24 protein-coding genes are annotated in these 25623 nt (G+C 55.5%); 22 read left to right on the plus strand and 2 right to left on the minus strand.

The window, feature by feature from the left end; genetic code table 11:
- Nucleotides 1-13: 13 nt before the first annotated feature.
- From folD to spo0A, 10 genes are all read left to right on the plus strand, one after another.
- Complete coding sequence (folD, locus tag ACZ2GZ_RS06245) at nucleotides 14-850, plus strand: bifunctional methylenetetrahydrofolate dehydrogenase/methenyltetrahydrofolate cyclohydrolase FolD (RefSeq protein ID WP_021067702.1); 837 nt, start codon at nucleotides 14-16, stop codon at nucleotides 848-850.
- On the plus strand, nucleotides 843-2192 hold the full coding sequence (gene xseA / locus ACZ2GZ_RS06250; protein WP_058763891.1) for an exodeoxyribonuclease VII large subunit: 1350 nt from the start codon (nucleotides 843-845) through the stop codon (nucleotides 2190-2192). The genes folD and xseA overlap by 8 nt, the downstream gene beginning before the upstream one ends.
- Entirely contained in the window at nucleotides 2161-2391 is a 231-nt protein-coding gene (gene xseB / locus ACZ2GZ_RS06255) for an exodeoxyribonuclease VII small subunit (RefSeq protein WP_029595272.1), read from the plus strand. The genes xseA and xseB overlap by 32 nt, the downstream gene beginning before the upstream one ends.
- Nucleotides 2388-3266: a polyprenyl synthetase family protein gene (locus tag ACZ2GZ_RS06260; RefSeq protein ID WP_214714651.1), complete on the plus strand. Its 879-nt coding sequence runs from the start codon at nucleotides 2388-2390 to the stop codon at nucleotides 3264-3266. The genes xseB and ACZ2GZ_RS06260 overlap by 4 nt, the downstream gene beginning before the upstream one ends.
- Before the next feature lie 123 nt (nucleotides 3267-3389).
- Nucleotides 3390-5282 carry a 1-deoxy-D-xylulose-5-phosphate synthase gene (dxs, locus tag ACZ2GZ_RS06265; RefSeq protein WP_214714653.1) on the plus strand — a complete coding sequence of 631 codons (1893 nt, stop codon included), beginning with the start codon at nucleotides 3390-3392 and terminating at the stop codon, nucleotides 5280-5282.
- 6 nt (nucleotides 5283-5288) lie between these two features.
- Nucleotides 5289-6110: a TlyA family RNA methyltransferase gene (locus ACZ2GZ_RS06270; protein ID WP_029595275.1), complete on the plus strand. Its 822-nt coding sequence runs from the start codon at nucleotides 5289-5291 to the stop codon at nucleotides 6108-6110.
- A 583-nt stretch (nucleotides 6111-6693) separates the two neighbouring features.
- Entirely contained in the window at nucleotides 6694-7956 is a 1263-nt protein-coding gene (ltrA, locus tag ACZ2GZ_RS06275) for a group II intron reverse transcriptase/maturase (RefSeq protein ID WP_214798647.1), read from the plus strand.
- Nucleotides 7957-8141: 185 nt separating this feature from the next.
- Entirely contained in the window at nucleotides 8142-8591 is a 450-nt protein-coding gene (ahrC, locus tag ACZ2GZ_RS06280) for a transcriptional regulator AhrC/ArgR (RefSeq protein ID WP_131471252.1), read from the plus strand.
- A gap of 13 nt (nucleotides 8592-8604) precedes the next feature.
- Nucleotides 8605-10302 carry a DNA repair protein RecN gene (gene recN, locus ACZ2GZ_RS06285; RefSeq protein ID WP_470295584.1) on the plus strand — a complete coding sequence of 566 codons (1698 nt, stop codon included), beginning with the start codon at nucleotides 8605-8607 and terminating at the stop codon, nucleotides 10300-10302.
- On the plus strand, nucleotides 10303-11034 hold the full coding sequence (gene spo0A / locus ACZ2GZ_RS06290; protein ID WP_214714657.1) for a sporulation transcription factor Spo0A: 732 nt from the start codon (nucleotides 10303-10305) through the stop codon (nucleotides 11032-11034).
- A gap of 615 nt (nucleotides 11035-11649) precedes the next feature.
- On the opposite strand, the gene ACZ2GZ_RS06295 is transcribed toward spo0A, so the two are convergent.
- The gene (locus ACZ2GZ_RS06295; RefSeq protein ID WP_021067693.1) at nucleotides 11650-11898 is read right to left on the minus strand and encodes a DUF2627 family protein; all 249 of its coding nucleotides are present in this window, start codon (nucleotides 11896-11898) and stop codon (nucleotides 11650-11652) included.
- Nucleotides 11899-12029: 131 nt separating this feature from the next.
- Between ACZ2GZ_RS06295 and ACZ2GZ_RS06300 the strand changes: the two genes are divergently transcribed.
- The 8 genes from ACZ2GZ_RS06300 to ACZ2GZ_RS06335 all read left to right on the plus strand — a co-directional run bounded on the left by ACZ2GZ_RS06300 (nucleotide 12030) and on the right by ACZ2GZ_RS06335 (nucleotide 21641).
- Nucleotides 12030-13667, plus strand: a complete 1638-nt coding sequence (locus ACZ2GZ_RS06300) for a sigma 54-interacting transcriptional regulator (protein WP_214714660.1) — start codon at nucleotides 12030-12032, stop codon at nucleotides 13665-13667.
- 122 nt (nucleotides 13668-13789) lie between these two features.
- Nucleotides 13790-14686, plus strand: coding sequence for a phosphate butyryltransferase (yqiS, locus tag ACZ2GZ_RS06305; protein ID WP_214714662.1), 897 nt, complete (start codon nucleotides 13790-13792; stop codon nucleotides 14684-14686).
- A gap of 19 nt (nucleotides 14687-14705) precedes the next feature.
- Entirely contained in the window at nucleotides 14706-15827 is a 1122-nt protein-coding gene (locus ACZ2GZ_RS06310; RefSeq protein WP_021067690.1) for a Glu/Leu/Phe/Val family dehydrogenase, read from the plus strand.
- Nucleotide 15828: 1 nt separating this feature from the next.
- Nucleotides 15829-16920, plus strand: coding sequence for a butyrate kinase (gene buk, locus ACZ2GZ_RS06315; RefSeq protein WP_029595278.1), 1092 nt, complete (start codon nucleotides 15829-15831; stop codon nucleotides 16918-16920).
- Nucleotides 16904-18313: a dihydrolipoyl dehydrogenase gene (gene lpdA / locus ACZ2GZ_RS06320; RefSeq protein ID WP_214714664.1), complete on the plus strand. Its 1410-nt coding sequence runs from the start codon at nucleotides 16904-16906 to the stop codon at nucleotides 18311-18313. The genes buk and lpdA overlap by 17 nt, the downstream gene beginning before the upstream one ends.
- 21 nt (nucleotides 18314-18334) lie before the next feature.
- Entirely contained in the window at nucleotides 18335-19333 is a 999-nt protein-coding gene (locus ACZ2GZ_RS06325) for a thiamine pyrophosphate-dependent dehydrogenase E1 component subunit alpha (RefSeq protein ID WP_131471327.1), read from the plus strand.
- Entirely contained in the window at nucleotides 19333-20310 is a 978-nt protein-coding gene (locus ACZ2GZ_RS06330; RefSeq protein WP_029595281.1) for an alpha-ketoacid dehydrogenase subunit beta, read from the plus strand. The genes ACZ2GZ_RS06325 and ACZ2GZ_RS06330 overlap by 1 nt, the downstream gene beginning before the upstream one ends.
- 11 nt (nucleotides 20311-20321) lie before the next feature.
- Nucleotides 20322-21641 (plus strand): dihydrolipoamide acetyltransferase family protein, encoded by a 1320-nt coding sequence (locus tag ACZ2GZ_RS06335; protein ID WP_029595282.1) that lies wholly within the window; start codon nucleotides 20322-20324, stop codon nucleotides 21639-21641.
- Between the two features lie 81 nt (nucleotides 21642-21722).
- Here the strand turns inward: ACZ2GZ_RS06335 and ACZ2GZ_RS06340 are convergent, their stop codons facing one another.
- The gene (locus tag ACZ2GZ_RS06340) at nucleotides 21723-22499 is read right to left on the minus strand and encodes a sporulation protein (protein ID WP_131471250.1); all 777 of its coding nucleotides are present in this window, start codon (nucleotides 22497-22499) and stop codon (nucleotides 21723-21725) included.
- A 99-nt stretch (nucleotides 22500-22598) separates the two neighbouring features.
- Between ACZ2GZ_RS06340 and ACZ2GZ_RS06345 the strand changes: the two genes are divergently transcribed.
- From ACZ2GZ_RS06345 to ACZ2GZ_RS06360, 4 genes are all read left to right on the plus strand, one after another.
- Complete coding sequence (locus tag ACZ2GZ_RS06345) at nucleotides 22599-23783, plus strand: class I SAM-dependent methyltransferase (protein WP_029595284.1); 1185 nt, start codon at nucleotides 22599-22601, stop codon at nucleotides 23781-23783.
- A gap of 34 nt (nucleotides 23784-23817) precedes the next feature.
- Nucleotides 23818-24246 (plus strand): BrxA/BrxB family bacilliredoxin, encoded by a 429-nt coding sequence (locus ACZ2GZ_RS06350; RefSeq protein WP_021067682.1) that lies wholly within the window; start codon nucleotides 23818-23820, stop codon nucleotides 24244-24246.
- Between the two features lie 55 nt (nucleotides 24247-24301).
- Nucleotides 24302-24643, plus strand: coding sequence for a DUF952 domain-containing protein (locus tag ACZ2GZ_RS06355; protein ID WP_021067681.1), 342 nt, complete (start codon nucleotides 24302-24304; stop codon nucleotides 24641-24643).
- 182 nt (nucleotides 24644-24825) lie between these two features.
- On the plus strand, nucleotides 24826-25614 hold the full coding sequence (locus ACZ2GZ_RS06360) for a transporter substrate-binding domain-containing protein (protein ID WP_029595285.1): 789 nt from the start codon (nucleotides 24826-24828) through the stop codon (nucleotides 25612-25614).
- Nucleotides 25615-25623: the final 9 nt, after the last annotated feature.

Below are 25623 nucleotides of genomic sequence, written 5' to 3' on the forward strand. Positions count from 1 at the left end.
GGGGATGAGAGAGATGGCAGTAGTGATCGACGGGAAACAAATCGCAGCATCATATCGGGAGACGTTAAAGGAACGGGTCAGTGCGCTGCGCGCACGCGGCATCGTACCGAAACTGAAAGTCATTTTAATCGGGGATGATCCGGCGAGCCACAGCTACGTCCGGGGGAAAGAACGGGCAGCGGCTGACATCGGCATCGATTCGCAAGTGATTCGCTTCGATGACACGATTTCAGAACGTGAAGTGCTCGAACTGATTGATTCGATGAACGCGGACGACGAGTTGCACGGTATTCTCGTGCAGTTGCCGTTGCCGAAGCATATCGATGAGAATCGCGTCATTATGCGCATCTCACCGGACAAAGACGTGGATGGGTTCCATCCGACGAACGTCGGGAAGATGATGCTCGGTCTCGAGACGCTATTGCCATGTACACCGCACGGGATTCTGCACCTCGTCAAGACGCAGACCGACTTGGTCGGCAAGCACGTCGTCGTCGTCGGTCGCAGCCAAATCGTCGGGAAACCGGTCGGGATGCTGTTCTTGAACGAATCCGCGACCGTGACCTACTGCCATTCGAAGACGAATGATCTCGGGGCGATGACACGGCAGGCCGATATTTTGATTGTCGCCGTCGGTCGGGCCGGTCTCGTCACAGCTGACATGGTCAAACCTGGGGCGATCGTCATCGATGTCGGTGTCAACCGCGTCGACAGTCGTCTCGTCGGGGATGTCGACTTTGCAGGTGTCCGTGATGTCGCGAGCGCCATCACCCCTGTTCCGGGTGGTGTCGGCCCGATGACGATTACGATGCTCATGCACAACACGGTCGAGGTCGCCTCTCGTGGCTAATCCGATTCAAGTTTCCGAAGTCGTCCGCTACGTGAAGCGACAGCTCGACGATGACCCGATTCTGCAACAACTTGCCGTCATCGGCGAGATTTCGAACTTCAAACGGTACGCCTCCGGGCACTGTTATTTCACCCTCAAAGACGAATCGTCGCGGATGAAGGCGGTCATGTTCTCTCGTGACGCCCGGACGCTCAACTTCGAACCGAAAGACGGGATGAATGTGATCGTCGTCGCCCGCGTGACGATGTACGAGTCGACAGGCGACATCCAACTGTATGTCGAACTGATGCGACAGGACGGCATCGGGATGTTGTTCGAACGGTATGAGGCACGAAAACGTGAACTCGAGGCGAAGGGATGGTTCGCAGCGGAACGGAAACGTCCGCTGCCGGCCTTCCCGGAGCGAATCGGGATTATCACTTCGCCGAAAGGCGCGGCCCTCCACGATATCGCCACGACACTCAGACGACGTGCGCCGCACGTGGCCATCACGTTCGCGCCCGTCGCCGTCCAAGGCGATCAATCCGCCCCGCAAGTGGCGAGCGCGATTCGGTGGATGAACGAACGCACCGATTGCGACGTGTTAATCGTCGGCCGAGGTGGCGGGTCGATTGAAGAGTTATGGGCGTTCAACGAGGACGTCGTCGTCGAAGCGATTCACGAATCTAGGATTCCTGTCATCTCGGCCGTCGGGCACGAGACCGATTTCACGTTGGCTGACTTTGTCGCCGACGTGCGGGCCGCGACACCAACGGCGGCGGCAGAGCTCGCGACAGCGACGATCGAGGCGCAACGAAAAGACGTCGAACGGTTGACGGCCCAGTTGACCCGGTCCGTCACGAATCAGATGTCCTCGATTCGGGAACGGCTCGGTCGGGCGACGAACAGTTACGGCTTAAAGTCGCCCCGCTTCACGCTCACACAAAAGCGGGAGCGGTTCGAACAAGCCGAGATTCGGCTCGAACAAGGTGTCACGAAACAAGTGACACATGCCAAACATCGCCTTGCCCAGTCCCGACAACAGCTCGATGTCCGAAAGCTGGCGCAGACGCTTCGTCGCAACGAGGAGACACACCGACAATTCGACGGTCGCCTCAAGCGCATCCGCCCACTCGAACGACCGACGGACCGCTTTGCAGCCCAAGTCGGTCGCTTGAACGCGGTCAGTCCTCTCGCCGTGCTCGCTCGAGGATATACGTTGATTGAGCAGGATGGGACGTACGTGAAAGATGTCAAACAACTACATGACGGCCTGGTGACAATCCGGTTTCGGGATGGCCAAGCCGTTGCGGAAGTGAAGGAGAGACATGATGGCGAAACAACAAGCAGAACAGACGTTTGAAGCGGCACTCGCCCGCCTCGAGGAAATCGTGACGCAACTCGAGACAGGAGAAGTCGCCCTTGAAGAAGCGATGACCCTCTATGAGGAAGGTGTCCGCTTGTCGGCACTCTGTCAGGCCAAACTGACGGCCGCGGAACAGAAGATGGACGAGATTCTCGAACTCGACGGGACGCTCCGTGAAAAGGGTGGCACCGTATGAGCGCGCAAGCCTATCTTCAAGAGTGGAAACAGGAAGTCGAGACGGCGACACGCCGTCTCATTGACGCGTCGTCGATGCCGGACCGTTTGTTCCAATCGATGACGTACTCACTCGAGGCAGGGGGGAAACGGATTCGTCCGGCTCTCCTTTATGCCGTCCTCGATACATACGGACGTCCGCGGGCGCTCGGTCATGAAGCGGCCGTCGCTCTCGAGATGGTCCACACGTACTCCCTCATCCACGACGACCTTCCGGCGATGGATGATGACGACGTAAGGCGTGGGCGTCCGACGAATCACCGTCAGTTCGATGAGGCGACCGCGATTCTCGCAGGCGACGCCCTATTGACGGACGCGTTTCGGATTCTGGCCCATGCGGAGCTCGAACCAGTGAAGAGCGTCGCGCTCATCGCCCGCTTCAGTGAAGCGGCCGGTAGCGCCGGCATGGTCGGTGGTCAGCTCGATGACATGCTCGCCGAAAAACGCGCCGGCGTGTCGCTGTCGACCTTGCAATCGATTCATGAGCGAAAGACGGGGGCACTGCTCGTATATGCCCTCGAAGCAGGCGCGATTTTGGCGGACGCCCCATTGGCGGACCGACAGGCGCTCGTTCGCTTCGGGAAACATCTCGGTGTCGCCTTCCAAATCCAAGACGATATTTTAGACGTCGAAGGAGACGAGGCGCTCATCGGGAAGCGGGTCGGTTCGGACGAAGGCAACGATAAAGCGACGTATCCGAAACTGCTCGGGCTCGATGGGGCGAAGCAAGCGCTCGAACGGGAAGTCACGGAAAGTGAGGCCGCATTGGCCGAACTATCGGTCGAGGCCCCCCGTTTACGAGAGCTTCTCGACTTCGTCGTGCAGCGCAATCATTAATCTCGGTGACACGATGAGCACATCGTGTCACCTTTGTTTTTGTGAATGTATAGCATCTATGGACACATTCTTGTAAAATGTAAGGTACGAATCAGTAATAAGACAGGAGAAAGGATGGTCATCATGGACTTGACATCCATTCAAGACCCGTCATTCTTAAAAAAGATGTCGGTACCCGAGTTAGAAGCACTCGGCGCGGACATCAGACGGTTTTTGATTGAAAAATTGGCTGAAACGGGAGGGCACTTGGGACCAAACCTAGGGGTTGTCGAATTGACGCTTGCCTTGCACCGTGTATTTGACAGTCCGAAAGACCAACTCGTATGGGATGTGGGGCATCAAGCCTACGTCCACAAAATCTTGACAGGACGAACGAGTCAGTTCGACACGCTCCGTCAATACAACGGCTTATGCGGATTCCCGAAGCGTTGTGAGAGTGATCATGACGTCTGGGAGACGGGGCACAGCTCGACGTCCTTATCGGCCGCGATGGGAATCGCCATCGCGAACGAATTAAAAGGGCGCGCGAACGACCGGGCCATCGCCATCATTGGGGACGGGGCGCTCACAGGGGGAATGGCGCTCGAAGCACTCAACCATATCGGTGCCGAGAAACAAAACGTCATCGTCATCTTGAACGACAATGAGATGTCAATCGCCCCGAACGTCGGTGCCTTGCACAACATGCTCGGCCGGATGCGCTCGTCTCGTAAACTGAAACACGCCCGCGAGGAAGTCGAGACGCTCATCAAACATATCCCGATCGTCGGCAACTCGCTCGAACGGAGCGGGGAACGTGTGAAGGATATGTTAAAATCAGCGCTCATCCCGGGGACGTTCTTCGAAGAGCTCGGATTCACGTACTTCGGACCGACAGACGGTCACGATTTACGCGACCTGCTTGAGACGCTCGAATATGCCAAGAAAATCGATGGACCGGTCATCGTCCACGTCATCACGAAAAAAGGCAAGGGCTATCGCCCGGCCGAACTCGATGGTGTCGGCACGTGGCACGGCCTCGGACCGTATAAAATCGAGTCGGGAGAAGTCATCAAAGGCAAGGTCAAAGGACCGAGCTATTCGAAGGTCGTCGCTGAGACGATTACGAAAGTCGCCGAGACGGACGAGCGCGTGACACTCATCACACCCGCGATGAGCGTCGGCTCGAAACTCGATTGCTTCAACAAGCAATTCCCGGAGCGGATGTTTGACGTCGGCATCGCCGAACAGCATGCGGTCACATTGGCCGGAGGACAGGCGACACAAGGCTTGAAGCCGGTCGTCTCGATTTATTCGACGTTCTTCCAACGCGCCTATGATCAGCTCGTGCACGACATTTGCCGTCAAAACTTGAACGTCGTCTTCACAATCGATCGTTCTGGTCTCGTCGGAGCGGACGGGGAGACGCACCAAGGGGTATTCGATATCGCCTTTATGCGTCATGTCCCGAACATTCGCATCTTGATGGCGAAAGACGAGGAAGAGTTGCAACATCTCGTCTATTCGGCGCTCAAGTACGACGATGGTCCGATTGCCGTCCGCTTCCCGCGTGGTGAAGGAATCGGCACACCGATGAGCGAGACGCTCCGCGAATTGCCGCTCGACGTCTGGGAGACGGTTGCAGACGGGACGGACGTCGCCATCTTGACGTTCGGTCCACAAGTGCAAGACGCGCTCGAAGTACGCGCGCTGCTTGTAGGACAAGTGAGCGTCCGCGTCATCAACGCTCGGACGATTAAACCGCTCGACGATGTTATGCTCTCCGCTTTATATGCGGAAGGCATCCCGCTCGTCACGTTAGAGGAAGCGGCGCTCGCCGGTGGCTTCGGCAGCAGCGTGCTCGAACATGCGAGCGATGCGGGGCAGTTCCCGCGTGTGCTCCGACTCGGCATTCCGGACCGCTATATCGAACACGGCGGCGTCAATCAGCTACTCGAAGAAATCGGGCTCCGTCCGACGCAAATCGCTGACTCGGTTCAGCAGTTCGTTCAAGTGACAAATCGACAGAATGTGTGAGGAACTATGGAAAAACGAAAGAAAACTAGATTAGATGTGCTCCTCGTCGACCGCGGCTTAGCGGAGACGAGAGAGAAGGCGAAGCGGTCTGTCATGGCCGGGCTCGTCTATAGCGGGACCGAACGGCTCGACAAGGCGGGCGACAAAGTGTTCGACGACATTCCGCTCGAAGTGAAAGGCCAAGTGTTGCCATACGTCGGACGGGGCGGACTGAAGCTTGAAAAAGCGCTCCAAGTCTTCCCGTTCGATGTGGCTGGTAACATCGGCATCGATATCGGCTCATCGACAGGCGGTTTCACCGATTGTGCGCTCCAAAACGGGGCCACGCAAATGTATGCCGTCGACGTCGGCTATAACCAGTTGGCGTGGAAACTTCGGAGCGATGACCGTGTCGTCGTCATGGAGCGGATGAACTTCCGCCATGCGACCGCTGACCAGTTCCCGGTGACGCCGGATTTCGCGACGATCGATGTCTCGTTCATCTCACTTCGGCTCATGATTCCGCCGTTGAAGACGATCTTGAAGCCTAACGGCATCGTCATGGCGCTCGTCAAACCGCAATTTGAGGCAGGGAAGGCCGATGTCGGCAAAAAAGGCATCGTCCGGGACCGCGCCATCCATGAACGGGTCGTCGACGACATGGTCCGTTACTTCGCCTCGGAAGGATTCGAAGTCGCGGGACTCGACTTTTCACCGATTACCGGAGGGGATGGGAATATCGAATTCTTATTGTTCGCCCGTTTCACCGGTGTCGGCAGTGTCGACCCAGCCATCGACGTGGACGCGGTCATCGACGCCGCCCACGCGCAATTGAAGAAGAACGCTTGAGCTGCAGACGTTTCGTCTGCAGCTTTTTCAGTGTGCCCGGCATGGGCGTAATCTATAGGGTGCAAGTCCCGAACTGTGAAGGCAGAAGTAATAGTTAGCCAAGCGCAAGGGTGTCCACGGCGACGTGGAATCTGAAGGAAGCGGGCGGCAAACCTCCGGTCTGAGGTACACGAACTTCATACGAGGCTATGTGCGACTGGGTGAGCCTGCTGAACAAGGCAAAGCCCTTTCTGCCGAAGGTCGCATGCAGTAAATGGAGCAGATAGATGGAGGGAAAGATTGCGTCCTTACCCGGGGAGCTCTGATTGGAACGCCAAGTACCCTTGGTAACCCGCACAGTGATGGGCGGCTGAACAATCAGAAGTCAGCAGAGGCCATAGTACCACCTTGTCTCGAGACGAGTGGGAAGGGCCGAACAATTAAGAGAGAACAACATCTTGGCAGGCAGTCGCTGTGATGAACACAGACAACCCGTCAGGGCTTGCTTGAATGGAGGACGTGGTGAATTCCACTGGGGACATCAAGAGGGTGGAGCAGGGACTGGATAAAGAAGAAGCGTTGTTCACGGAAAGAGGCATAACGAATGTTAATGGAACAGATTCTGTCACGGGAAAATTTAATACGTGCCCTGAACCGAGTGGTTCGGAACAAAGGAAGCCACGGTGTCGACGGAATGCCCGTACAAAACCTGCGAGCGCATGTCATCGAACACTGGGACACCATGAAGGTGGAGCTTCTGTCGGGAACCTACCAGCCGCAACCGGTCCGCAGGGTCGAAATCCCGAAACCTGACGGCGGTGTGCGACTGCTCGGCATCCCTACCGTGATGGATCGCTTCATTCAACAGGCGATCGCCCAGGTGTTGTCGTCTATCTACGACCCCACGTTCTCTGACCACAGCTATGGATTCCGACCGAATCGGAGTGCCCACGGGGCGGTCAAGAAAGCAAAAGGGTACATCGCAGAGGGAAATCGCTGGGTGGTCGATATCGACCTGGAGAAATTCTTCGACCGGGTGAACCATGACAAGCTCATGGGGCTTCTGGCGAAGCGAATCGAGGACAAGTGTCTGCTCAAGCTCATCCACAAGTATCTGAAAACCGGAATCATGATAAACGGAGTCGTGACGGACAACGAGGAAGGCACTCCGCAAGGAGGCCCACTCAGCCCACTGCTCTCGAACATCGTCCTAGACGAACTGGACAAGGAACTCGAGAAGCGTGGACATCAGTTCGTCCGCTACGCCGATGACTGCAACATCTATGTGAAAACACCAAAAGCGGGAAATCGGGTCATGAGGTCGGTGACCTCCTATATCGAAGGGAAGCTGAAGCTGAAAGTGAACGGCAACAAGTCCGCCGTAGACCGCCCATGGAGACGAAAGTTCCTTGGGTTCAGCTTCACGAAGCACAGAGAACCGAAAATACGGATTGCCAAAGCCAGTGTGAACCGGATGAAAGATAAAATCCGCGACATCACATCGCGAAAGAGACCATACTCGATGGAGGTCCGTATCCAAAAGCTGAACCAATACCTGATGGGATGGTGCGGATACTTTGCGTTGGCAGACACACCGAGTGTGTTCAAGACCCTCGAGTCGTGGATTCGAAGAAGGCTACGCATGTGCGTGTGGAAGAGTTGGAAGAAGCCGAGCACAAAAGTGAGAAAGCTCACCGGACTGGGCATCCCGAAAGGGAAGGCCCATGAATGGGGCAACTCACGGAAGGGTTACTGGCGGATTTCAAAAAGTCCGATACTGCACAAAGCCCTCGGGAACTCCTACTGGAGTTCCCGAGGGCTCAAAAGTCTGGTATCACGTTATGAAACTTTGCGTCATACATCTTAATTGAACCGCCGTATACCGAACGGTACGTACGGTGGTGTGAGAGGTCGGGAGTTAATCACTCCCTCCTACTCGATTGCGCGAATGCGACCGACTGGGGAAATCATCCTGCGAATGCTAGACCTTTTTTCGACAATACTTTAGAATGATACTGAGTATGTGAAACATAAAATGAGGTGTCAGCGAGTATGAATAAAGGACAGCGCTTGATTAAGATTCGAGAAATCGTGACAAATCGTGAAATCGAGACGCAAGACGAGCTCGTCGACGAGTTGCATCGCTCTGGATATCCAGTGACACAGGCGACCGTGTCGCGGGACATCAAAGAGCTCCATCTCGTGAAAGTACCGCTCAACGACGGCCGCTATAAGTATAGTCTGCCGGCCGACCAGCGCTTTAACCCGTATGGGAAAATGAAACGGATTCTTGGCGACAGTTTCGTCTCGGTCGACTCGGCCCAAAACTTGGTCGTCATGAAAGTGTTGCCTGGCAACGCGGATGCGATCGGCGTGTTAATCGACCATTTGTCATGGGACGAATTGATTGGGACCGTATGTGGCGATGACACGATCTTGATGATCGCCCGGGACGAAGAGCAAGCGAAGCGAATCATCGAACGACTACTCGGAATGTTATGAGGTGAATTATCGTATGTTAGCAGAACTATCGATCAAACAATTTGCGATCATCGATGAACTGAATATCACGTTCAAGCGTGGGATGACCGTATTGACGGGTGAGACCGGGGCGGGGAAATCGATTCTGCTCGATGCGATCGGCCTGCTCGTCGGGGGCCGCGGCTCGAGCGAGTTCGTCCGCTATGGTCAAGGCAAGGCGGAGATCGAAGGGCTGTTCAACGTCGAACCGGATCATCCGATCATCGAGGCGGCGACCCAATACGGCATCGAGATTGAAGAAGGGACCGTCATTTTACGCCGCGACCTACATAGTAGCGGAAAGAGCGTCTGCCGTGTCAACGGCAAGATGATGCCGCTGTCGACGCTTCGTGAGCTCGGACGATTGCTCGTCGATATTCACGGCCAGCATGAGCACCAACACTTGATGGATGCCGAATACCATCTCGGCATTTTAGATAGTTTTGCCGAAGCCGAGCTCGCGCCGCTCCTCGAGCGTTACCGTGAGGCTTACGTCGATTGGAAGAACGTCGCCGACGAGTTGAAACGGTTGAGTCAAAGCGAACAAGAGCTGGCCCAGCGCATGGACCTGCTCGCGTTCCAGACGAATGAGATTGAGGCGGCCGAACTGAAGGTCGGGGAGGAGCAGGCGCTCACCGAGGAACGGAACGAGCTCGCCAATTTCGAGCGGATTCATCAGCACGTGCGGTTATCGTATGAGGCCGTCGCGGACGAGTCGAAAGGGCTCGACCAAATCGGGATTGCGATGCGCGAGATGGAGGAAGCCTCCTCCTTGTCGACATCGCTCGCGCCGATGGCCGAGACGATCTCGAACGCTTACTTCTTGCTCGAGGACGCCAAATTCCAGTTGCGTGATCAGCTCGATTCACTCGAATTCGACCCGATTCGGCTCGATGAGATTGAGACGAGGCTCGCCTTGTTCCAACAGTTGAAACGAAAATACGGAGCCACGATCGACGAGGTCATCACGTACGGGGAGAAAATCGCCGATGAGTTAAAATCGATGACGAATCGGGAAGAACACTTGCAAGAACTATCGGACCGGCTCGAGCGTCTCGAACAAAAAGTGCGCACGACCGGACTGGCGTTATCGGCAGCCCGTAAGCAAGCGGCGACCGAGCTCGAGAAGGCGATTCAGCGTGAATTGAAGGAATTGTATATGGAGAAGACCCAGTTCGAAGTCCGGTTCAAAGAAGGGCCGTTCAAAGCGGACGGGCTCGACCAAGTCGAGTTCTATATGATGACGAACGTCGGCGAACCGTTCAAGCCGCTCGCCAAAGTCGCCTCGGGCGGCGAACTGTCGCGTGTCATGCTCGCCTTGAAATCGATTTTCTCAAGGACGGTCGGTGTCGCGTCCATCATCTTCGACGAGGTCGATACTGGCGTGTCGGGACGGGTCGCCCAAGCGATGGGCGAGAAAATTTTCCGGTTGTCGGTCGGATCGCAAGTGCTCTGCATCACCCATTTGGCCCAAGTGGCCGCTATGGCGGACCAGCATTTGTATATCACGAAGACGGAAACGGATGAGCGCACGAAGACGAACGTGTCGACGCTCGGGCATGCCGAACGGGTCGATGAGCTCGGACGGATGATTGCCGGGGCGCAAATGACGGAATTGACGAAACAACATGTGGAGGAACTGCTCACCATGTCTCTCCAATTAAAACGGAAGTTTATCGAAGGAGTGTCTTAATTGATTACATTATGCATCGCGGACGACAATCGAGAAATCGTCGATTTGTTGACCCGCCAACTCGAGTCCGAAGACGATTTGAAAGTCGTCGGGACAGCCTACGACGGCGAGGCATGCTTAGACGTCGTCAAGACACACCAGCCGGACGTGCTCCTGCTCGACATCATCATGCCGCATCTAGACGGGATCGGCGTCCTCGAACGGTTACAGACGGAACTGGCGAACGCCAAACCGGAAGTGATCATGCTCAGCGCGTTCGGGAAAGATGAAGTCACGAAGCAGGCCGTTCAACTCGGCGCTTCTTACTTTTTAGTCAAGCCGTTCAACATTCAACAACTGATCACGAAAATCCGCGAACTCGCCGCCGGCTCGAGCCGAGACTTCGAGGCGATGTCACCGGAAGAACTCGATATCTCGCTCTTACTGCAACAACTCGGCATCTCGCCGCGGATCAAAGGGTTCAAATACATCCGCCAAGCCGTCGTCTACGTGCGGGAACGTCAGGAATTGCTCGGCTTGATTACGAAGGAGCTCTATCCGATGATTGCCAAGGAACATGAGACGACGTCGTCCCGTGTCGAGCGGGCGATGCGCCACGCCATCAAGACGGCGTGGGAGAACGGGATGCGCGATCATGAGATGTTCGACGGGCGCCCGGAACGCGAACGCAGTCCGAAAAACTCAGAATTTATCTCGTATTTCGTCACGTATCAGTCGTTCAAGCAGCAGTGATCGATCAGGAGGATTTCCTCCTGATTTTTCTTTTACTTTGTGAAAGAAAGCGCTTGCAAATTGGGCGAAACTTGTTATAATAAAGGTGTACCAAGTTACTTGGACGAGCGTCAGATGAACGCTTTCTAACGTGTTCCGGAACGGGTTAGAGCAAGAAATCATCTCGGACCGCTATCCGTCAATAGCTCAGAGGTGGGAACGACATCTCAAATCGTCATCGTCCCGACGAGAGGTCGCGACGTACGCTCATTCGCGAGGCGATTCCGGCATCGAGTTCGAAGCTAGGGACCGTGCCCGGGGAAAACGAATCGTTCAGTTGACCAAAAGGAGTGTTGTCAACCGTTGAACAGTTTATGGCAAGCGTTCGACTTCACGATGGATGGTTCGACATGACCCGATGATTAATCGTTAGTAACTCGAATGGGTACGTTTCCGTTCACGCAAGACGGCAGTTACTAATTTCTTTCAAACTTCTTCATTAAGAAGACCATTGGACCTCATGTCACAAGATTGTAGCAAGTAGGAGAGGAGATCATCCGTAGTGATCACAATTCAATACGAATAAAAAGGTTCCCCACTTGAAATGAAGTCAAGTTAGGGAACCTTTTTTTGTGTTCAAGAATCTATTCGTGGGACTTTGCCTGTTTTCTTATCACGATTGAAGATATAACCTGCCACGAAACCGATCCCGCCCATCGCAATCAACAGTCCGAACGTTCCTTGTAACATCGAGGCGGCTGCCACCGACTCGATCCAAGAGAACGGGACGCTCGTCTTGAGGAAGAAACTGTCGCGAAGTAACTTGATGCCATAGACACCGAAGAGGCCAGGGATGATTAAGATCAACAGTGCGATGATGCGCATAGGATCTCCTCCTTAACACTCATAAGTTTACCAGAAAATACATAGCTCGACACGGCCTTTTTTGTGAGGTTGCGAAATCAGTTCAGGTTCAGTAGCATGAATGCAGAACGGTAAAATTGGGGGATTTCAGAATGAATAAACGATTGATGATTGTCGGTGCGGGAAAAGGCGGGACCGAAGTGCTGAAAATGTTGCTCGACTCGCCGCTCGTCACCGTCGTCGCCGTCATCGACCCGGAACAGACGGCCGAAGGGATGCAACTCGCGCGGAACCAGGGGATTATGACGGCGGAGGATTGGCGGGCATGTGCCGACAAGCGTCCCGATTTCGTGATCGAGACGACGGGCCGCTCCGAGACGTTCGATGAATTGAAAGGACATTTCGCCGACGCGGTCGTCTTGCCTGGCGAGTTCATCCGCATCGTCGTCGAACGGCTGAAGCAAAATCAACAGATGCTCGAGGCGATTATCGACTGTACGAGCGAGGCCATCTCGGTCGCCGACCACAACGGGAACACGATTTTAATCAACCCGTCCTATACGCGACTGACGGGATTCAAGAAAGAAGACGTCGTCGACAAGCCGGCGACGGCCGACATCGGCATGCAGGAGAGTGTCCACTTGAAAGTGCTGTCGACCGGGCAAGGAGTCCGCGATATCCGGATGCAAATCGGGGCGACGCGGCGCGACATTCTCGTCAATGCCGAACCGATTATCGTCGAAGGGAAGTTGCGCGGGTCGGTCGGTGTCATCCGGGACGTGTCTCAAATCCGAGCGCTCCGTGACGAGCTGCAAGAAGCGAAGACACGCATCCGCAACCTCGAGGCAAAATACCAGTTCGCCGACATCATCGCGTCGAGCGACGCGATGCGCTTCGTCATCGAACAGGCCCGCCTCGCCGCGGTCACGCCGGTCACCGTCCTTATTCGCGGGGAGTCGGGGACGGGCAAGGAACTGTTCGCCCACGCCATTCATGGGGAGTCACCGCGCAAATATAAAAAGTTCGTCCGCGTCAATTGTGCGGCCATCTCCCCGACGCTGCTCGAGAGTGAATTGTTCGGCTACGAGGACGGCGCCTTCAGCGGGGCGAAACGCGGGGGGAAGGTCGGTTATTTCGAAGAGGCCGATGGCGGCTCTCTCTTCCTAGACGAGATCGGCGAACTCCCGGTCGATGTCCAAGTCAAACTCCTCCGTGTCCTGCAAGAGCATGAGATCGTCCGGGTCGGGGGCACGAATGCGATCCCGGTCGACGTCCGCATCATCGCGGCGACGAACGCCGACCTCGAACAGAAAGTGGCGGACGGCACGTTCCGTGAAGACTTATATTATCGAATCAACCGGATGCCGATTCACATCCCGCCGCTCCGGGACCGGCTCGAAGAAATCGAACCGCTCTGCGAACGCATCGTCCGCAAGTTGAACCAAGAGTACGGGCGTAGCGTGCGCGGGGTGAACCGCGAGGCGACCGAGCTGTTGAAGAATCAATATTGGAAAGGCAACGTCCGAGAGCTCGAGAACGTCCTCGGGCGGGCGATCATCTATATGGCGAGCACCGAGCAGTGGATCGCGCCGCACCACCTGCAACTGTCACCGCGCGTCTCGTCGGCCCGACCGACCGATGCGCTCTCGTTACAGGATGCCGTCTCACGTTATGAACGGGATTTGATTGAACGGGCCATCGAGGAGGCGGACGGCAACAAGTCAGAGGCGGCCCGGCGATTACACATTTCGATTCGGACGCTGTATAATAAACTCGAACGTATGCAATAAATTACCTGCATTTATTTTCATACCACGCAAAAAAATGCAGGGTGAGCGACCGGTTAAAGCGCTTTCAAAATTGGAAACAATCTTGCATGATATTGAATGAAGACAGGCAAGGGGGGACATGCATGAATTTTGAACGGATGCTCGAAAAGGCGAAACGATTGGACGGACGCACCGTCTCGATCGCCGGGGCCGGCGACGTGGAGGTCATCCGCGCCGTCAAGCTCGCGACCGACCACGGTCTATCCCGATTTAAATTGATTGGGGATGCCCGAGAGATTAAACGGTTGTGTGACGAGCATGGCATCGAAGAGGACGCGGTCGATATCATCCACGTCAAAGGCGATAAAGAGATTGCCAAGCGGGCGACGCTCGCGGTCAAGACCGGGGAAGCGGACGTGCTCATGAAAGGCATGGTCGCGACGTCGACGTTCATGAAGGCCGTGCTCAGCCGCGAGACGGGTCTCCGGACGAACCGGACGCTCAGCCATATCGCCTTGTTTCAAATCCCGAACCGGGAACGATTGATCGGGGTGACCGACGCGGCCATCCATATCGCGCCGACGCTCGAAGAGAAAGTGGACATCATCGCCAACGCCGTCGATGCGATGACAGACATCGGGTACGAGTTGCCGCGCGTCGCGGCCATCGCCGCCGTCGAAGTCGTCAATCCACAGATGGCCGCCACGACGGACGCCGCACTGCTCGCCCAAATGAACCGTCGCGGCCAAATCAAAGGGTGTGTCGTCGACGGACCGCTCGCGCTCGATAACGCCGTCGACATGGTCGCGGCCAAGCAGAAAGGCATCGATAGCGACGTCGCCGGACAAGCCGACCTATTGCTCGTCCCATACATAGAGGTCGGCAACGTCCTTTATAAATCGATGATGTACTTCGCCGGAGCGAGCGTGGCGGCGATCGTCGTCGGCGCAGCCGCACCGGTCGTCTTGACGAGCCGGGCCGACACGGCCGAGGCCAAACTGTATTCACTCGCGTTCGCGCTCTTGCACGCTAAAAAATAAACTTATGGAGGAATCATCAATGATGGAAACAAACATGGAACCACGCTTTCGAATTTTCGACGTCTTGCAGGCCGAGGACTATGAGCAAATCGTCTTTTGCCAAGACCAGGCGTCAGGGCTGAAGGCGATTATCGCGATTCATGACACGACACTCGGACCAGCTCTCGGGGGGCTGCGGATGTGGAACTATGCGTCGGAAGAAGAAGCGCTCACGGACGTGCTCCGTCTCGCGAAAGGGATGACGTACAAAAACGCGGCAGCGGGACTCAACCTTGGTGGCGGGAAGGCCGTCATCATCGGCAATGCGAAGACGGACAAATCAGAGGCGTTGTTCCGTGCATTCGGTCGTTACGTGCAATCGCTCAGCGGACGCTATATCACGGCCGAGGACGTCAATACGTCGGTCGCCGACATGGACTTCATCCACATGGAAACGGATTACGTGACCGGCGTCAGCCCGGCGTTCGGATCGAGCGGCAACCCATCGCCGGTGACGGCGTATGGCGTGTATCGCGGCATGAAGGCGGCAGCGAAATGGAAGTTCGGTTCGGATTCGCTCGCCGGCAAGACGGTCGCTGTCCAAGGGGTCGGCAACGTCGCCTACAACTTGTGCCGTCACTTACATGAAGAAGGGGCCCACTTGGTCGTCACCGACATTAACGAAGAGGCGCTCAAACGCGCGGAGACGGACTTCGGCGCGACGGTCGTCAAACCGGACGAGATTTATGCGGTCGATTGTGACATCTTCGCCCCGTGTGCGCTCGGTGCGATCATCAATGACAAGACGATCCCGCTACTCAAGGCTCAAATCGTCGCCGGTGCGGCCAATAACCAGCTCGCTGAGGATCGTCACGGGGACGTGCTCGAGGAGCGCGGCATTCTGTATGCGCCGGACTTCGTCATCAACGCGGGCGGTGTCATCAACGTGGCCGACGAGCTCGAAGGCTATAACCGTGAGCGGGCGATGAAGAAAGTCGAACTCATCTATGACAACATGCAGCGCGTCTTCGAGATTGCCGAGCGCGACGGGGTACCGACGCATGTCGCCGCCGAGAAGATGGCAGAGGAGCGGATTCAGATGATGTCGCGTTCGCGCAGCCAGTTCTTGAAAGTCGAAAAGAGCTTACTCGGTGGGCGCTGAGATGACACGACAGCTCATTCTCGCCATCAACCCGGGTTCGACTTCGACGAAGGTCGGCTTGTTTGACGGAGCGGACGAGATTTTATCTCGTACCGTCCGTCACGAGGCCGACGTCACAGGATTGTCACTTCCGGAGCAACTCCCGCATCGAGAACGTGAAGTGCGGGACTTATTGGCCGAAACGGGCATTGCGGGCGAGGACTTGTCCGCAATCGTCGGTCGCGGGGGATTGCTGGCCCCGATGACATCGGGGACGTACGCTGTCAACCCGCTCATGCGTGAAGATTTGGCGAGCGGTCGTTTCGGGATGCATGCCTCGAACTTGGGCGGACTACTCGCTTATAAACTCGGTGAATTATTTCAGGTACCGAATTTCATCGTCGATCCAGTCGTCGTCGATGAGCTCGGCCCGCTCGCGCGTGCGACGGGAATGCCGGAGATCAATCGTCGCAGCATCTTCCACGCCTTGAATCAAAAGGCGGTCGCAAAACGTTTCGCGGCCGAAAATGGAAGCGATTACAAACAGCTTAACTTGATTATCGCCCACCTCGGAGGAGGTATCACAGTCGGTGCCCACGCCAAAGGGGCAGTCATCGATGTGAACAACGGACTCGACGGCGACGGGCCGCTCGCACCGGAACGGGCAGGCTCGATTCCTGTTGGACAGGTAGTAGAACTATGTTATAGTACCAGGTATAAAGAGTCGGAAATGAAACAGAAAATCGTCGGACGAGGCGGGCTTTTTGCCCACCTCGGAACGTTCGACGCGATCGAGATCGAACAGCGCATGGCAGATGGCGATGAACAGGCCGCTCTTCTTTACGAGACGATGGCATACCGCGTCGCCCAGGAAATCGCCAAACATGGCGCCACGCTTCGCGGCGACGTCGACGCGATTCTGTTGACGGGTGGCATCGCCTATTCGACTTGGCTGACCGAGCAAATCAGTGCGCGCGTCGGCTATTTGGCGCCGGTTCACATCTATCCGGGCGAAGATGAGCTGAAGGCACTCGCCGAAGGCGCACTCCGGGCCATCCGACATGAAGAAGCAGTTCGAGAATATGAGGGGGATACACATGGCACGAGAATATGAGATCGTCGTCATCGGCGGCGGTCCTGGCGGATATGTCGCAGCCATCAAGGCGGCCCAAGCCGGGAAAACTGTCGCAATCGTGGAGGCCGAGAAACTCGGCGGGACATGTCTACATAAAGGCTGCATCCCGACGAAGGCGTTGTTGAAAGCGGCCCACGTCTATCAGACGGCAAAACACGGGAGCACGTACGGTGTTGAGACGGGATCCGTTTCGTTCAACATGGAGCGGGCCCAGTCGTTCAAACGCGACTTGGTCGCGGGACTAGAAAAAGGTATTGAGCACTTGATGAAGCAAGGTAAAATCGAGGTGTTTCGCGGAAAGGCATCGATTTTGGGACCGAGCATCTTCTCGCCGCAGCCGGGAACGGTCGCGGTTGAAGACGAATCCGGTGAGTCCGAGCTCATCTTGCCGAACCAGCTTATCATCGCGACAGGGTCGATTCCGCGCGAACTGCCAGGCCTGCCGTTTGACCATACACGCATCTTGAACTCGGACGACCTGCTCCAGTTCGAACGGTTGCCAGAATCCATCGCCATCGTCGGCGGTGGGGTCATCGGTGTCGAATGGGCCTCGATGCTTATCGACCTTGATGTCGCGGTCACGCTGATTGAAGTCGGGGAGCGTCTGTTGCCGCTCGAAGACAAGGCGGTGTCACGGGAAGTCGAGCGACTCCTGAAAAAGCGGGGCGTCCGTGTGTTGAAGAACGTCACCGTCGACCCGGAGCGTACAGAAGTAGCAACCGATGCCGTCTCGCTCGCGGTCGGCGAAGAGACGATCTCGGTCGAGTGTGTACTCGTCTCGGTCGGACGGGTCGCCAATACGGAACATCTCGGCTTACAGAACACATCGATTGTCGTCGAGAACGGTGTCATCCAAGTCGATGAACAGTATCGGACGAAAGAACGTCACATCTTCGCCATCGGAGACTGCATCGGCAAACTTCAACTCGCCCATGTCGCCTCGGCGGAAGGTGTGAAGGCGGTCGAGACGATTCTCGGTCACGAGCCGACTCCGCTCGACTACGCCTTGATCCCGCGTTGTGTCTATGGGGTCCCGGAAGTCGCATCGGTCGGCATGACCGAAGAAGGTGCCAAAGCAGCCGGGCATGAAGTCAAAACGGGCACGTATCGTTTCAACGGCCTCGGCAAGGCCCGTATCGAAGGGCAAGCGGATGGATTCGTCAAACTCGTGTCGGACAAGACGACGGACGACCTGCTCGGTGTACACATCGTCGGGCCGAAAGCGACGGAATTAATCACAGAAGGCGGACTCGCTCTCGTCTTGAACGCCACGGCATGGGAAATGGGCCAACTCGTCCATCCTCACCCGGCGCTGAGCGAAGCGTTCCAAGAAGCGGCACTGGCCGTTGACGGATTACCGATTCACGCCTAAGGAGGAAACAGAATGGAACAGATGACTGTGAATTCATATGAGGAATTAGGATTGACGAAACAAGACCTCGGTGCGATGTACGAGACGATGGTCCGTGCCCGTAAAATCGATGAGCGCATGTGGAAATTGAACCGTGCCGGAAAAATCCCGTTCGTCGTCTCGTGTCAAGGACAAGAGGCGGCCCAAGTCGGGGCGGCGTTCGCGCTCGAAAAAGGGACGGACTATATTCTTCCGTATTACCGCGATGTCGCCGTTGTCCTCCACTTCGGACAGACGGCTCGCGATTTAATGTTGTCGGCGTTCGCCAAGGCGGAAGACCCAAACTCAGGCGGCCGTCAAATGCCGGGCCATTTCGGTTCGAAACAGCATCGCATCGTGACGGGCTCGTCTCCGGTGACGACACAAGTGCCGCATGCGGTCGGTGTGGCGCTCGCCGCCAAACTGAAAAAAGAAGAGCTCGTCACGTTCGTCTCGTTCGGAGAAGGCTCGTCGAACCAAGGTGACTTCCACGAAGGTGCGAACTTCGCGGGCGTGCATAAGTTGCCTGTGATTTTGTTCTGTGAGAACAACAAATACGCCATCTCGGTACCGCTCTCGAAGCAACTCGCTTGCGAGCGCGTATCGGACCGCGCCAAAGGTTACGGGATGCCAGGCGTCACGGTCGATGGGACAGATCCGATTGCCGTTTATGTCGCCGTGAAAGAAGCCCGCGCCCGCGCCCTTCGCGGCGAAGGCCCGACGCTCATCGAAGCCGAAGTCGAACGTCTCGTACCGCACTCGTCGGATGACGATGACAAAGCGTATCGCTCGGTCGAAGAGTTGGCCGACCTTAAGTATCGTGACGGGAATCAATTGTTCCGGAAGCGTTTGATTGAAGATGGCGTCATGACCGAGGAAGAACTCGCAGAGATCGAGGCGAACGTCGATCGTGAAGTCAATGAGGCGACTGCTTACGCCGATAAGGCACCGTATGCGTCTCCTGAATCGACGATGGACCATGTGTACGAGGGGGAAATGTGATGAAAACGTTTATTGAAGCGATCAATGAAGCGATCCATGAAGAAATGGAACGCGATGAGAACGTCTTCGTGCTCGGGGAAGATGTCGGCGTCCGAGGCGGTGTGTTCCGCGCGACGCAAGGCTTGATTGAGAAGTACGGCGAGGACCGCGTCATCGATGCGCCGCTCGCCGAGAGCGCGATCGCAGGTGTCGGGATTGGGGCGGCCATGTATGGCATGCGTCCGATCGCCGAAATGCAATTCGCCGACTTCATCATGCCAGCGGTCAACCAAATCGTCTCCGAAGCGGCAAAAATCCGCTACCGTTCAAATAACGATTGGACGTGCCCGATGGTCATCCGTGCACCGTTCGGCGGCGGGATTCATGGCGCACTCTATCACTCCCAATCGGTCGAGGCGATGTTCAACTCGACGCCTGGACTCAAAGTCGTCATCCCATCTGACCCGGTCGATGCGAAAGGGTTGCTCAAGGCAGCCATCCGCTCGAACGACCCGGTCCTCTTCTTCGAACATAAACGGGCGTACCGCCTCTTGAAAGCCGACCTTCCGACCGACGACTATACGGTCGAAATCGGCAAGGCCGCCGTCAAGCGGGAAGGGGACGACATCACAATCATCACGTACGGTCTGTGCGTCCACATGGCCCAGGAAGCGGCGAAAACGCTCGAAGCCGAAGGCATCAGCACGCACATCCTCGATTTGCGCACGATCTATCCGCTCGACCAAGAAGGGATCGTCGAAGCCGTCAAGAAGACCGGGAAAGTGCTCCTCGTCACCGAGGACAATAAGGAAGGCAGCATCATCGGGGAAGTCGCGGCCATCATCGCGGAGAAAGCGCTGTTCGAACTCGATGCGCCGATCGAGCGTCTGGCGGGACCGGACGTTCCGTCGATGCCGTATGCACCACCGATGGAGAAGTTCTTCATCGTATCCCCTGAAAAAATCGCGGAGCGGGCACGTCAGCTCGCCGCCTTTTAAGGAGGGGTCATATGGAACAGACAATTAAAATGCCACAGCTCGGGGAAAGTGTCACTGAGGGGACGATCACAACGTTTCTCGTCAAACCAGGTGACCGCGTCGAGGAGTATGAGCCGCTCGCCGAGGTCATGACCGATAAAGTAACCGCTGAGATTCCGGCGACGAGTGCCGGTGTCGTGAAACAGATTTTAATCAGTGAAGGCGACACGGTCGCCGTCGGCACACCGGTCCTCGTCATGGAAGTCGAAGGTGCCGATTCGGCGCCAGCGAAAGCAGAAGTGGTAGCAGAACCGGCACAAGTCGAAGCGGCCCCGGTCGAGACGAAGCAAGCGGTCACTGTAGCGTCGGCCGCGCCACGAAAACAGAATAACGGTCGTTTCTCGCCGGCCGTCATCCGACTCGCCAATGAGAACGCGATCGACTTGAACGAACTCGACGGCAGTGGCCTCGGTGGTCGCATCACGCGCAAAGATGTCCTCCGCTACTTATCGGAAGGCCGTCCGGTCAAGCCGGAAGCGGCGACGCAAGTGCCGCTTCAAGAGACGATGACAAAAACGAAGCTCGACGTACCTGAGTCGGCCGCGGCACCTTCCGTGTCACCATCTGTGCCGGCAACCGACGGGTCGTCGGACCGAGTCGAATTCATTCCGACGGCAGGTGTCCGTCAAGCGATTGCCAACAACATGGTCCGCTCGAAACATGAGGCCCCGCATGCGTGGCTCATGATCGAGGTCGATGTGACAAACCTCGTCACGGCTCGGGCCAAGTTGAAAGACGAGTTCTTCAAACGGGAAGGTGTCAAACTGACGTTTATGCCGTTCTTTATGAAAGCGGCGATCGAGGCGCTCAAAAAACATCCGATGATGAACTCGGAATGGGCGGGCGATCACATCAAAGTCCATCAAGACATCCATCTATCGGTCGCCGTCGCGGCGAACGACGCCCTCTACGTCCCGGTCATCAAGCACGCGGACGAGAAGAACATCAAAGGTCTTGCCGTCGCACTTCAAGACGTCGCGGCCCGTGCCCGCGGCAACCGCTTGAAAGCGGACGAGATGCGCGGCGGCACGTTCACGATCAACAATACGGGTGCGTTCGGTTCGATTCAGTCGGCACCGATTCTGAATTACCCGCAAGCGGCGATCTTGTCGGTCGAGTCGATCGTGAAGCGCCCAGTTTGGGTGAACGGGATGTTCGCGGCGCGTGACATGGTCAACTTGTGCATGTCGGTCGACCACCGTGTCCTCGACGGTCTCGTCGCCGGTCAGTTCTTGCAGGCGATCAAACAGTCGCTCGAGTCCATCGACCCGGACACGTATACGCTCTATTGATTCACGTCCTGCCTTCGACCGAGGGCAGGATTTTTCATATGGAAAATAAAAAAGCCACGGAATTGTCCGTGGCAACATGGTTCAGATGGAACGTTCAATCAACGCTTCGATATCGCGGCGAATTCGTTCGGGCGAAGTGAGCTCGGCGTTCGTGTAGCTGAGGCGGTGTGTCGATTCGTCGGTCCCGGTCAAGTCGGCGAACAGGCTGCCGAGATTGCGGACGCTCTTGTCGACTTGAATCAATAAATCTAACGACGATTCTGTTTGGAGCATGACGACTTCGAGCTCATCGAGTTTACGTCCGTAGCTCGTCCCGTTCGGCGAGTATTCGAGCTCTTGGGCAATCGGGAGACGGCCGGAACGATGGCGGGCCGGAAGCATCTCCGTATCGGCCTTCTTCAAGCGGAAGCCGATGTCGTCGAGCACGTCGAGGACGACCTGCTGGGCCTGGTTCGGTTTGACGAGAATCGAGTCCTCGTCTTTCGGGTCGACGGCCTGGGCGATATCGAGACCGGTCTCGATCCACGATTTCGATTGGCTGACCGAAATCGGCGTGTTGAACGGCACGTCAATCGTGAACGGGATTTCCTTCACTTCTTCGGGATCGATCATGAACGGCGCTTCGTTCAACAAAATCTTCTCGATCGTGAACGTCGAATACGTCGTCTTGTCGTTCACCTCATGCTTATAGAGCGTGTTGAAGAAGATGTAAATCCGGCCGACCGATTGCTCGGTGCTGCCGCCCTTGATATGGACGACACCATTCAGTGTCCCGCCTGGCACACAGGCACTCTCTTCGAGTCGCGTATCCACCGTCGCGGCGCCGATTCCAATCGATGATAATAACTTTTTGAACATACAATGATCCTCCTTTGACGTTTGCACGTGTTCGTGTAATAGTATGTACGAATACACGTGAACAAAAGTTTCGAAACTATTGAAAAAAGGATGAACGCAGTGGAATATACAGCATTAACCGAACGGCTGGCTGATGTGATTCGCCAGAACGAGCTCGTCACAGCGACAATCAGTCAACCGCGTCAAAAGTCGAACGATTTACGCCGGGTCAAATTGAAGCCGGTCCTGTTGAAAGGCGAGTACCATATACAATTCGAATACCAATTTGAACGGGTAATGAAACATAAAAATCTCACACCGGACGAGGCGGTCATCGAACTCGATGAATTGCTCGAGACGTTCCGCCAAGGACAGTTCCAGTTGAAGGCGTCCGAGTTCCACTTTCAACTGTCTAAAAAGTTCAAAGTGACGTTCAAGGAGCGCGAGACGGCCGTCAAACAAGTGAAGCTGAGTCATAACCGCGAGAAGCAGTACCTGTTGCCGCTCGATGAGCCGGTACCGTTCCTCATCCGACTCGGCGTCCAGTCCGAGGATGGGAAAGTGAAACGCCAAAAGTATGACAAGTTCAAGCAAATCAACCGCTTCCTCGAATTTATCGAAGACTCGATCAAACATTTACCGACCGACCGGACCATCCGGATTCTCGATTTCGGCTCCGGGAAGTCGTATTTGACGTTCGCCCTCTATCACTTCTTGCATGAGATGAAAGGCTATGACGTCCATATCACCGGGCTCGATTTGAAGAAAGAAGTCATCGAGGAATGTGCCGGGATTGCGCGCGACCTTGGGTATGAACGTCTCGAGTTCCTCGTCGGTGACATCAATGAGTTCGAAGGGGAGACGGCGGTCGATATGGTCGTCACACTTCATGCGTGCGACGTCGCAACGGATATGGCGCTCGCTCGGGCCGTGCGTTGGGGGGCGAAAGTCATCTTGAGCGTGCCGTGTTGTCAAAAAGAATTGAACCGTCAACTTGAGGCACCGAGCCTTGACGTCATGTTGCAGCATGGACTCATCAAAGAACGGTTCGCGGCGCTCGCCACCGATTCGATTCGGGCCGAATTACTTGGACTCGTCGGCTATGAGGCGCAACTCCTCGAGTTCATCGATATGGAGCACACGCCGAAGAACATCCTCATCCGGGCCTATTTGACGAACCGGGAAGCGACCGCTGAAGCGCGGGCCCGCTATGTGGCCTTCAAGACGCTGTTGAACGCGACACCGTTCCTCGAAGGACAATTGAGCGATAGACTTGTCCTAACCGATCCACTAGACGTAAAATAAGAAAGAACAGACGCAAGTCGAAAGGGGAAACAATATGGATTTTCAATTATACTTTCAAGATGTAGTCGAACAAGCTCGCAATGAGGTACGCTCTGCAGGTTACACAGAACTCACCACACCGGAAGAAGTCGACGCGGCGTTAACGAAAGAAGGCAAAACGCTCGTGCTCGTCAACTCGGTATGTGGCTGTGCCGGTGGCATCGCTCGTCCGGCAGCAGCGTACGTGAATAAGATGGAAGGCGTCAAACCGGACCAGTTCGTGACTGTGTTCGCGGGTCAAGACCGTGAAGCGACTGACCGCGCCCGTGAATACTTCGAAGGTTACGCCCCGTCGTCACCATCGATCGCGCTGTTAGAAGACGGCAATATCGTCACGATGGTCGAACGGAGCACAATCGAGTCATCAACGGCCGAAGAGCTCGTCGAGCAGTTACAGACGTTGTTCGATATTTACTACGCCTAAGAAGTGAGCGCAGAGGCATTGCCTTTGCGCTTTTCCTTAAGAAGGGATCGATGAGATGGAACCAGTCGTCAAAATCATGAGCGAGGCCGAATATACGATTGCTTTGTCGCGCGGCGAGATCAACGAGCCGACCCTCCAAACGGAAGGGTACATTCGTTGTTGCACCCCGCAACAGATCGGGAAATTCGTGCGTCGACATTATCATGGGGAGCGAGTCGTGCTCGTCTCGTTCCATGTCGGACGTCTCGGCAGCCTGCTCCACTATGAGTTTGACGAGGACGGGGAACGCTATCCCCACGTGTATAGCGCCATTCCCATCGCTTCGGTCAAACGAGTGCAGCCCTACGGCTCTCGGGACAATGGTACGGTCACTTATTTTGCTTACGAGCGAATGTGACCGTATTTTTTTAGATTTTATGCATGAATATACTTTACAAGTAATAATTATGTGTATATAGTGGTTGAAGAACAAGTCGGACATATGATGAGTCAGAGAACAGTTGAGCAACATTCACATATATGTCATAATTTTGTTAAAGTTCTGATAATTTCATCCTATTGAAGAAAGGGACGATGAACATGAAAAAAGGTTTTCTAGCATTATGTATCGCAAGCCTAGCCGCTTTTACTGTAGCCTGTGGGGCAGACGTGAACGAAGGAGGTTCGACATCGACCGATGAAGATGACAAAGTCATCGTCATGGGGACGAGTGCGGACTACTTCCCATATGAATTCGTCGATACGGCGAACGGGGATGAGATTGTCGGATTCGATATCGATATCGCCAAGCAAGTGGCCGAGAACATGGGCTACGAATTGAAAATTGAAGACATGGACTTCGGGAGCCTGCTCGGGGCGCTCAACGCCGGTCGTGTCGATTTCGTCATGGCGGGTATGACACCGACAGAAGAACGGAAAGAGAACGCCGATTTCTCAGACATCTACTTCACGGCGAAGAACTTGATTTTGTCAAAAGGGGATGCCATCCAGTCGCTTGAGGACTTGGACGGGAAACAAGTCGGGGTCCAACTCGGATCGATTCAAGAAGGGATTGCCAAAGAGCAAATCCCGGGTGCTGAAATCGTCGCCTTGAACAAGATTCCAGAGATTATTCAAGAAATCAAGACCGGCCGCATCGATGCGATGGTCATCGAGGACACGGTCGCGAAGAAATATCTCGATCAAGACAGCGAACTCACGACGTTTGAAATCGTCGACGAGGAAGAGGCCGGTTCAGCCGCTGCCTTCCGTAAGGACGACGAGCTCCGTGATCAGTTCAATGAAGAGTTGAACAAGATGATCGATTCAGGAGAAATCGAGAAGTTGGCTCAAAAATGGTTCGAACAAGAAGCTGCACCAGCTGAATAAAGATTGTAG

Source organism: Exiguobacterium sp. KKT215, assembly GCF_055635335.1.

Bases quoted from the DNA above. Each gene is read 5' to 3' on its own strand.
- folD (WP_021067702.1), top strand. From the start codon at position 14: ATGGCAGTAGTGATCGACGGGAAACAAATCGCAGCATCATATCGGGAG.
- xseB (WP_029595272.1), top strand. From the start codon at position 2,161: ATGGCGAAACAACAAGCAGAACAGACGTTTGAAGCGGCACTCGCCCGC.
- ACZ2GZ_RS06260 (WP_214714651.1), top strand. From the start codon at position 2,388: ATGAGCGCGCAAGCCTATCTTCAAGAGTGGAAACAGGAAGTCGAGACG.
- dxs (WP_214714653.1), top strand. From the start codon at position 3,390: ATGGACTTGACATCCATTCAAGACCCGTCATTCTTAAAAAAGATGTCG.
- ACZ2GZ_RS06270 (WP_029595275.1), top strand. From the start codon at position 5,289: ATGGAAAAACGAAAGAAAACTAGATTAGATGTGCTCCTCGTCGACCGC.
- ltrA (WP_214798647.1), top strand. From the start codon at position 6,694: ATGTTAATGGAACAGATTCTGTCACGGGAAAATTTAATACGTGCCCTG.
- ahrC (WP_131471252.1), top strand. From the start codon at position 8,142: ATGAATAAAGGACAGCGCTTGATTAAGATTCGAGAAATCGTGACAAAT.
- recN (WP_470295584.1), top strand. From the start codon at position 8,605: ATGTTAGCAGAACTATCGATCAAACAATTTGCGATCATCGATGAACTG.
- ACZ2GZ_RS06295 (WP_021067693.1), bottom strand. From the start codon at position 11,898: ATGCGCATCATCGCACTGTTGATCTTAATCATCCCTGGCCTCTTCGGT.
- ACZ2GZ_RS06300 (WP_214714660.1), top strand. From the start codon at position 12,030: ATGAATAAACGATTGATGATTGTCGGTGCGGGAAAAGGCGGGACCGAA.
- yqiS (WP_214714662.1), top strand. From the start codon at position 13,790: ATGAATTTTGAACGGATGCTCGAAAAGGCGAAACGATTGGACGGACGC.
- ACZ2GZ_RS06310 (WP_021067690.1), top strand. From the start codon at position 14,706: ATGATGGAAACAAACATGGAACCACGCTTTCGAATTTTCGACGTCTTG.
- buk (WP_029595278.1), top strand. From the start codon at position 15,829: ATGACACGACAGCTCATTCTCGCCATCAACCCGGGTTCGACTTCGACG.
- lpdA (WP_214714664.1), top strand. From the start codon at position 16,904: ATGGCACGAGAATATGAGATCGTCGTCATCGGCGGCGGTCCTGGCGGA.
- ACZ2GZ_RS06325 (WP_131471327.1), top strand. From the start codon at position 18,335: ATGACTGTGAATTCATATGAGGAATTAGGATTGACGAAACAAGACCTC.
- ACZ2GZ_RS06330 (WP_029595281.1), top strand. From the start codon at position 19,333: ATGAAAACGTTTATTGAAGCGATCAATGAAGCGATCCATGAAGAAATG.
- ACZ2GZ_RS06335 (WP_029595282.1), top strand. From the start codon at position 20,322: ATGGAACAGACAATTAAAATGCCACAGCTCGGGGAAAGTGTCACTGAG.
- ACZ2GZ_RS06340 (WP_131471250.1), bottom strand. From the start codon at position 22,499: ATGTTCAAAAAGTTATTATCATCGATTGGAATCGGCGCCGCGACGGTG.
- ACZ2GZ_RS06350 (WP_021067682.1), top strand. From the start codon at position 23,818: ATGGATTTTCAATTATACTTTCAAGATGTAGTCGAACAAGCTCGCAAT.
- ACZ2GZ_RS06355 (WP_021067681.1), top strand. From the start codon at position 24,302: ATGGAACCAGTCGTCAAAATCATGAGCGAGGCCGAATATACGATTGCT.
- ACZ2GZ_RS06360 (WP_029595285.1), top strand. From the start codon at position 24,826: ATGAAAAAAGGTTTTCTAGCATTATGTATCGCAAGCCTAGCCGCTTTT.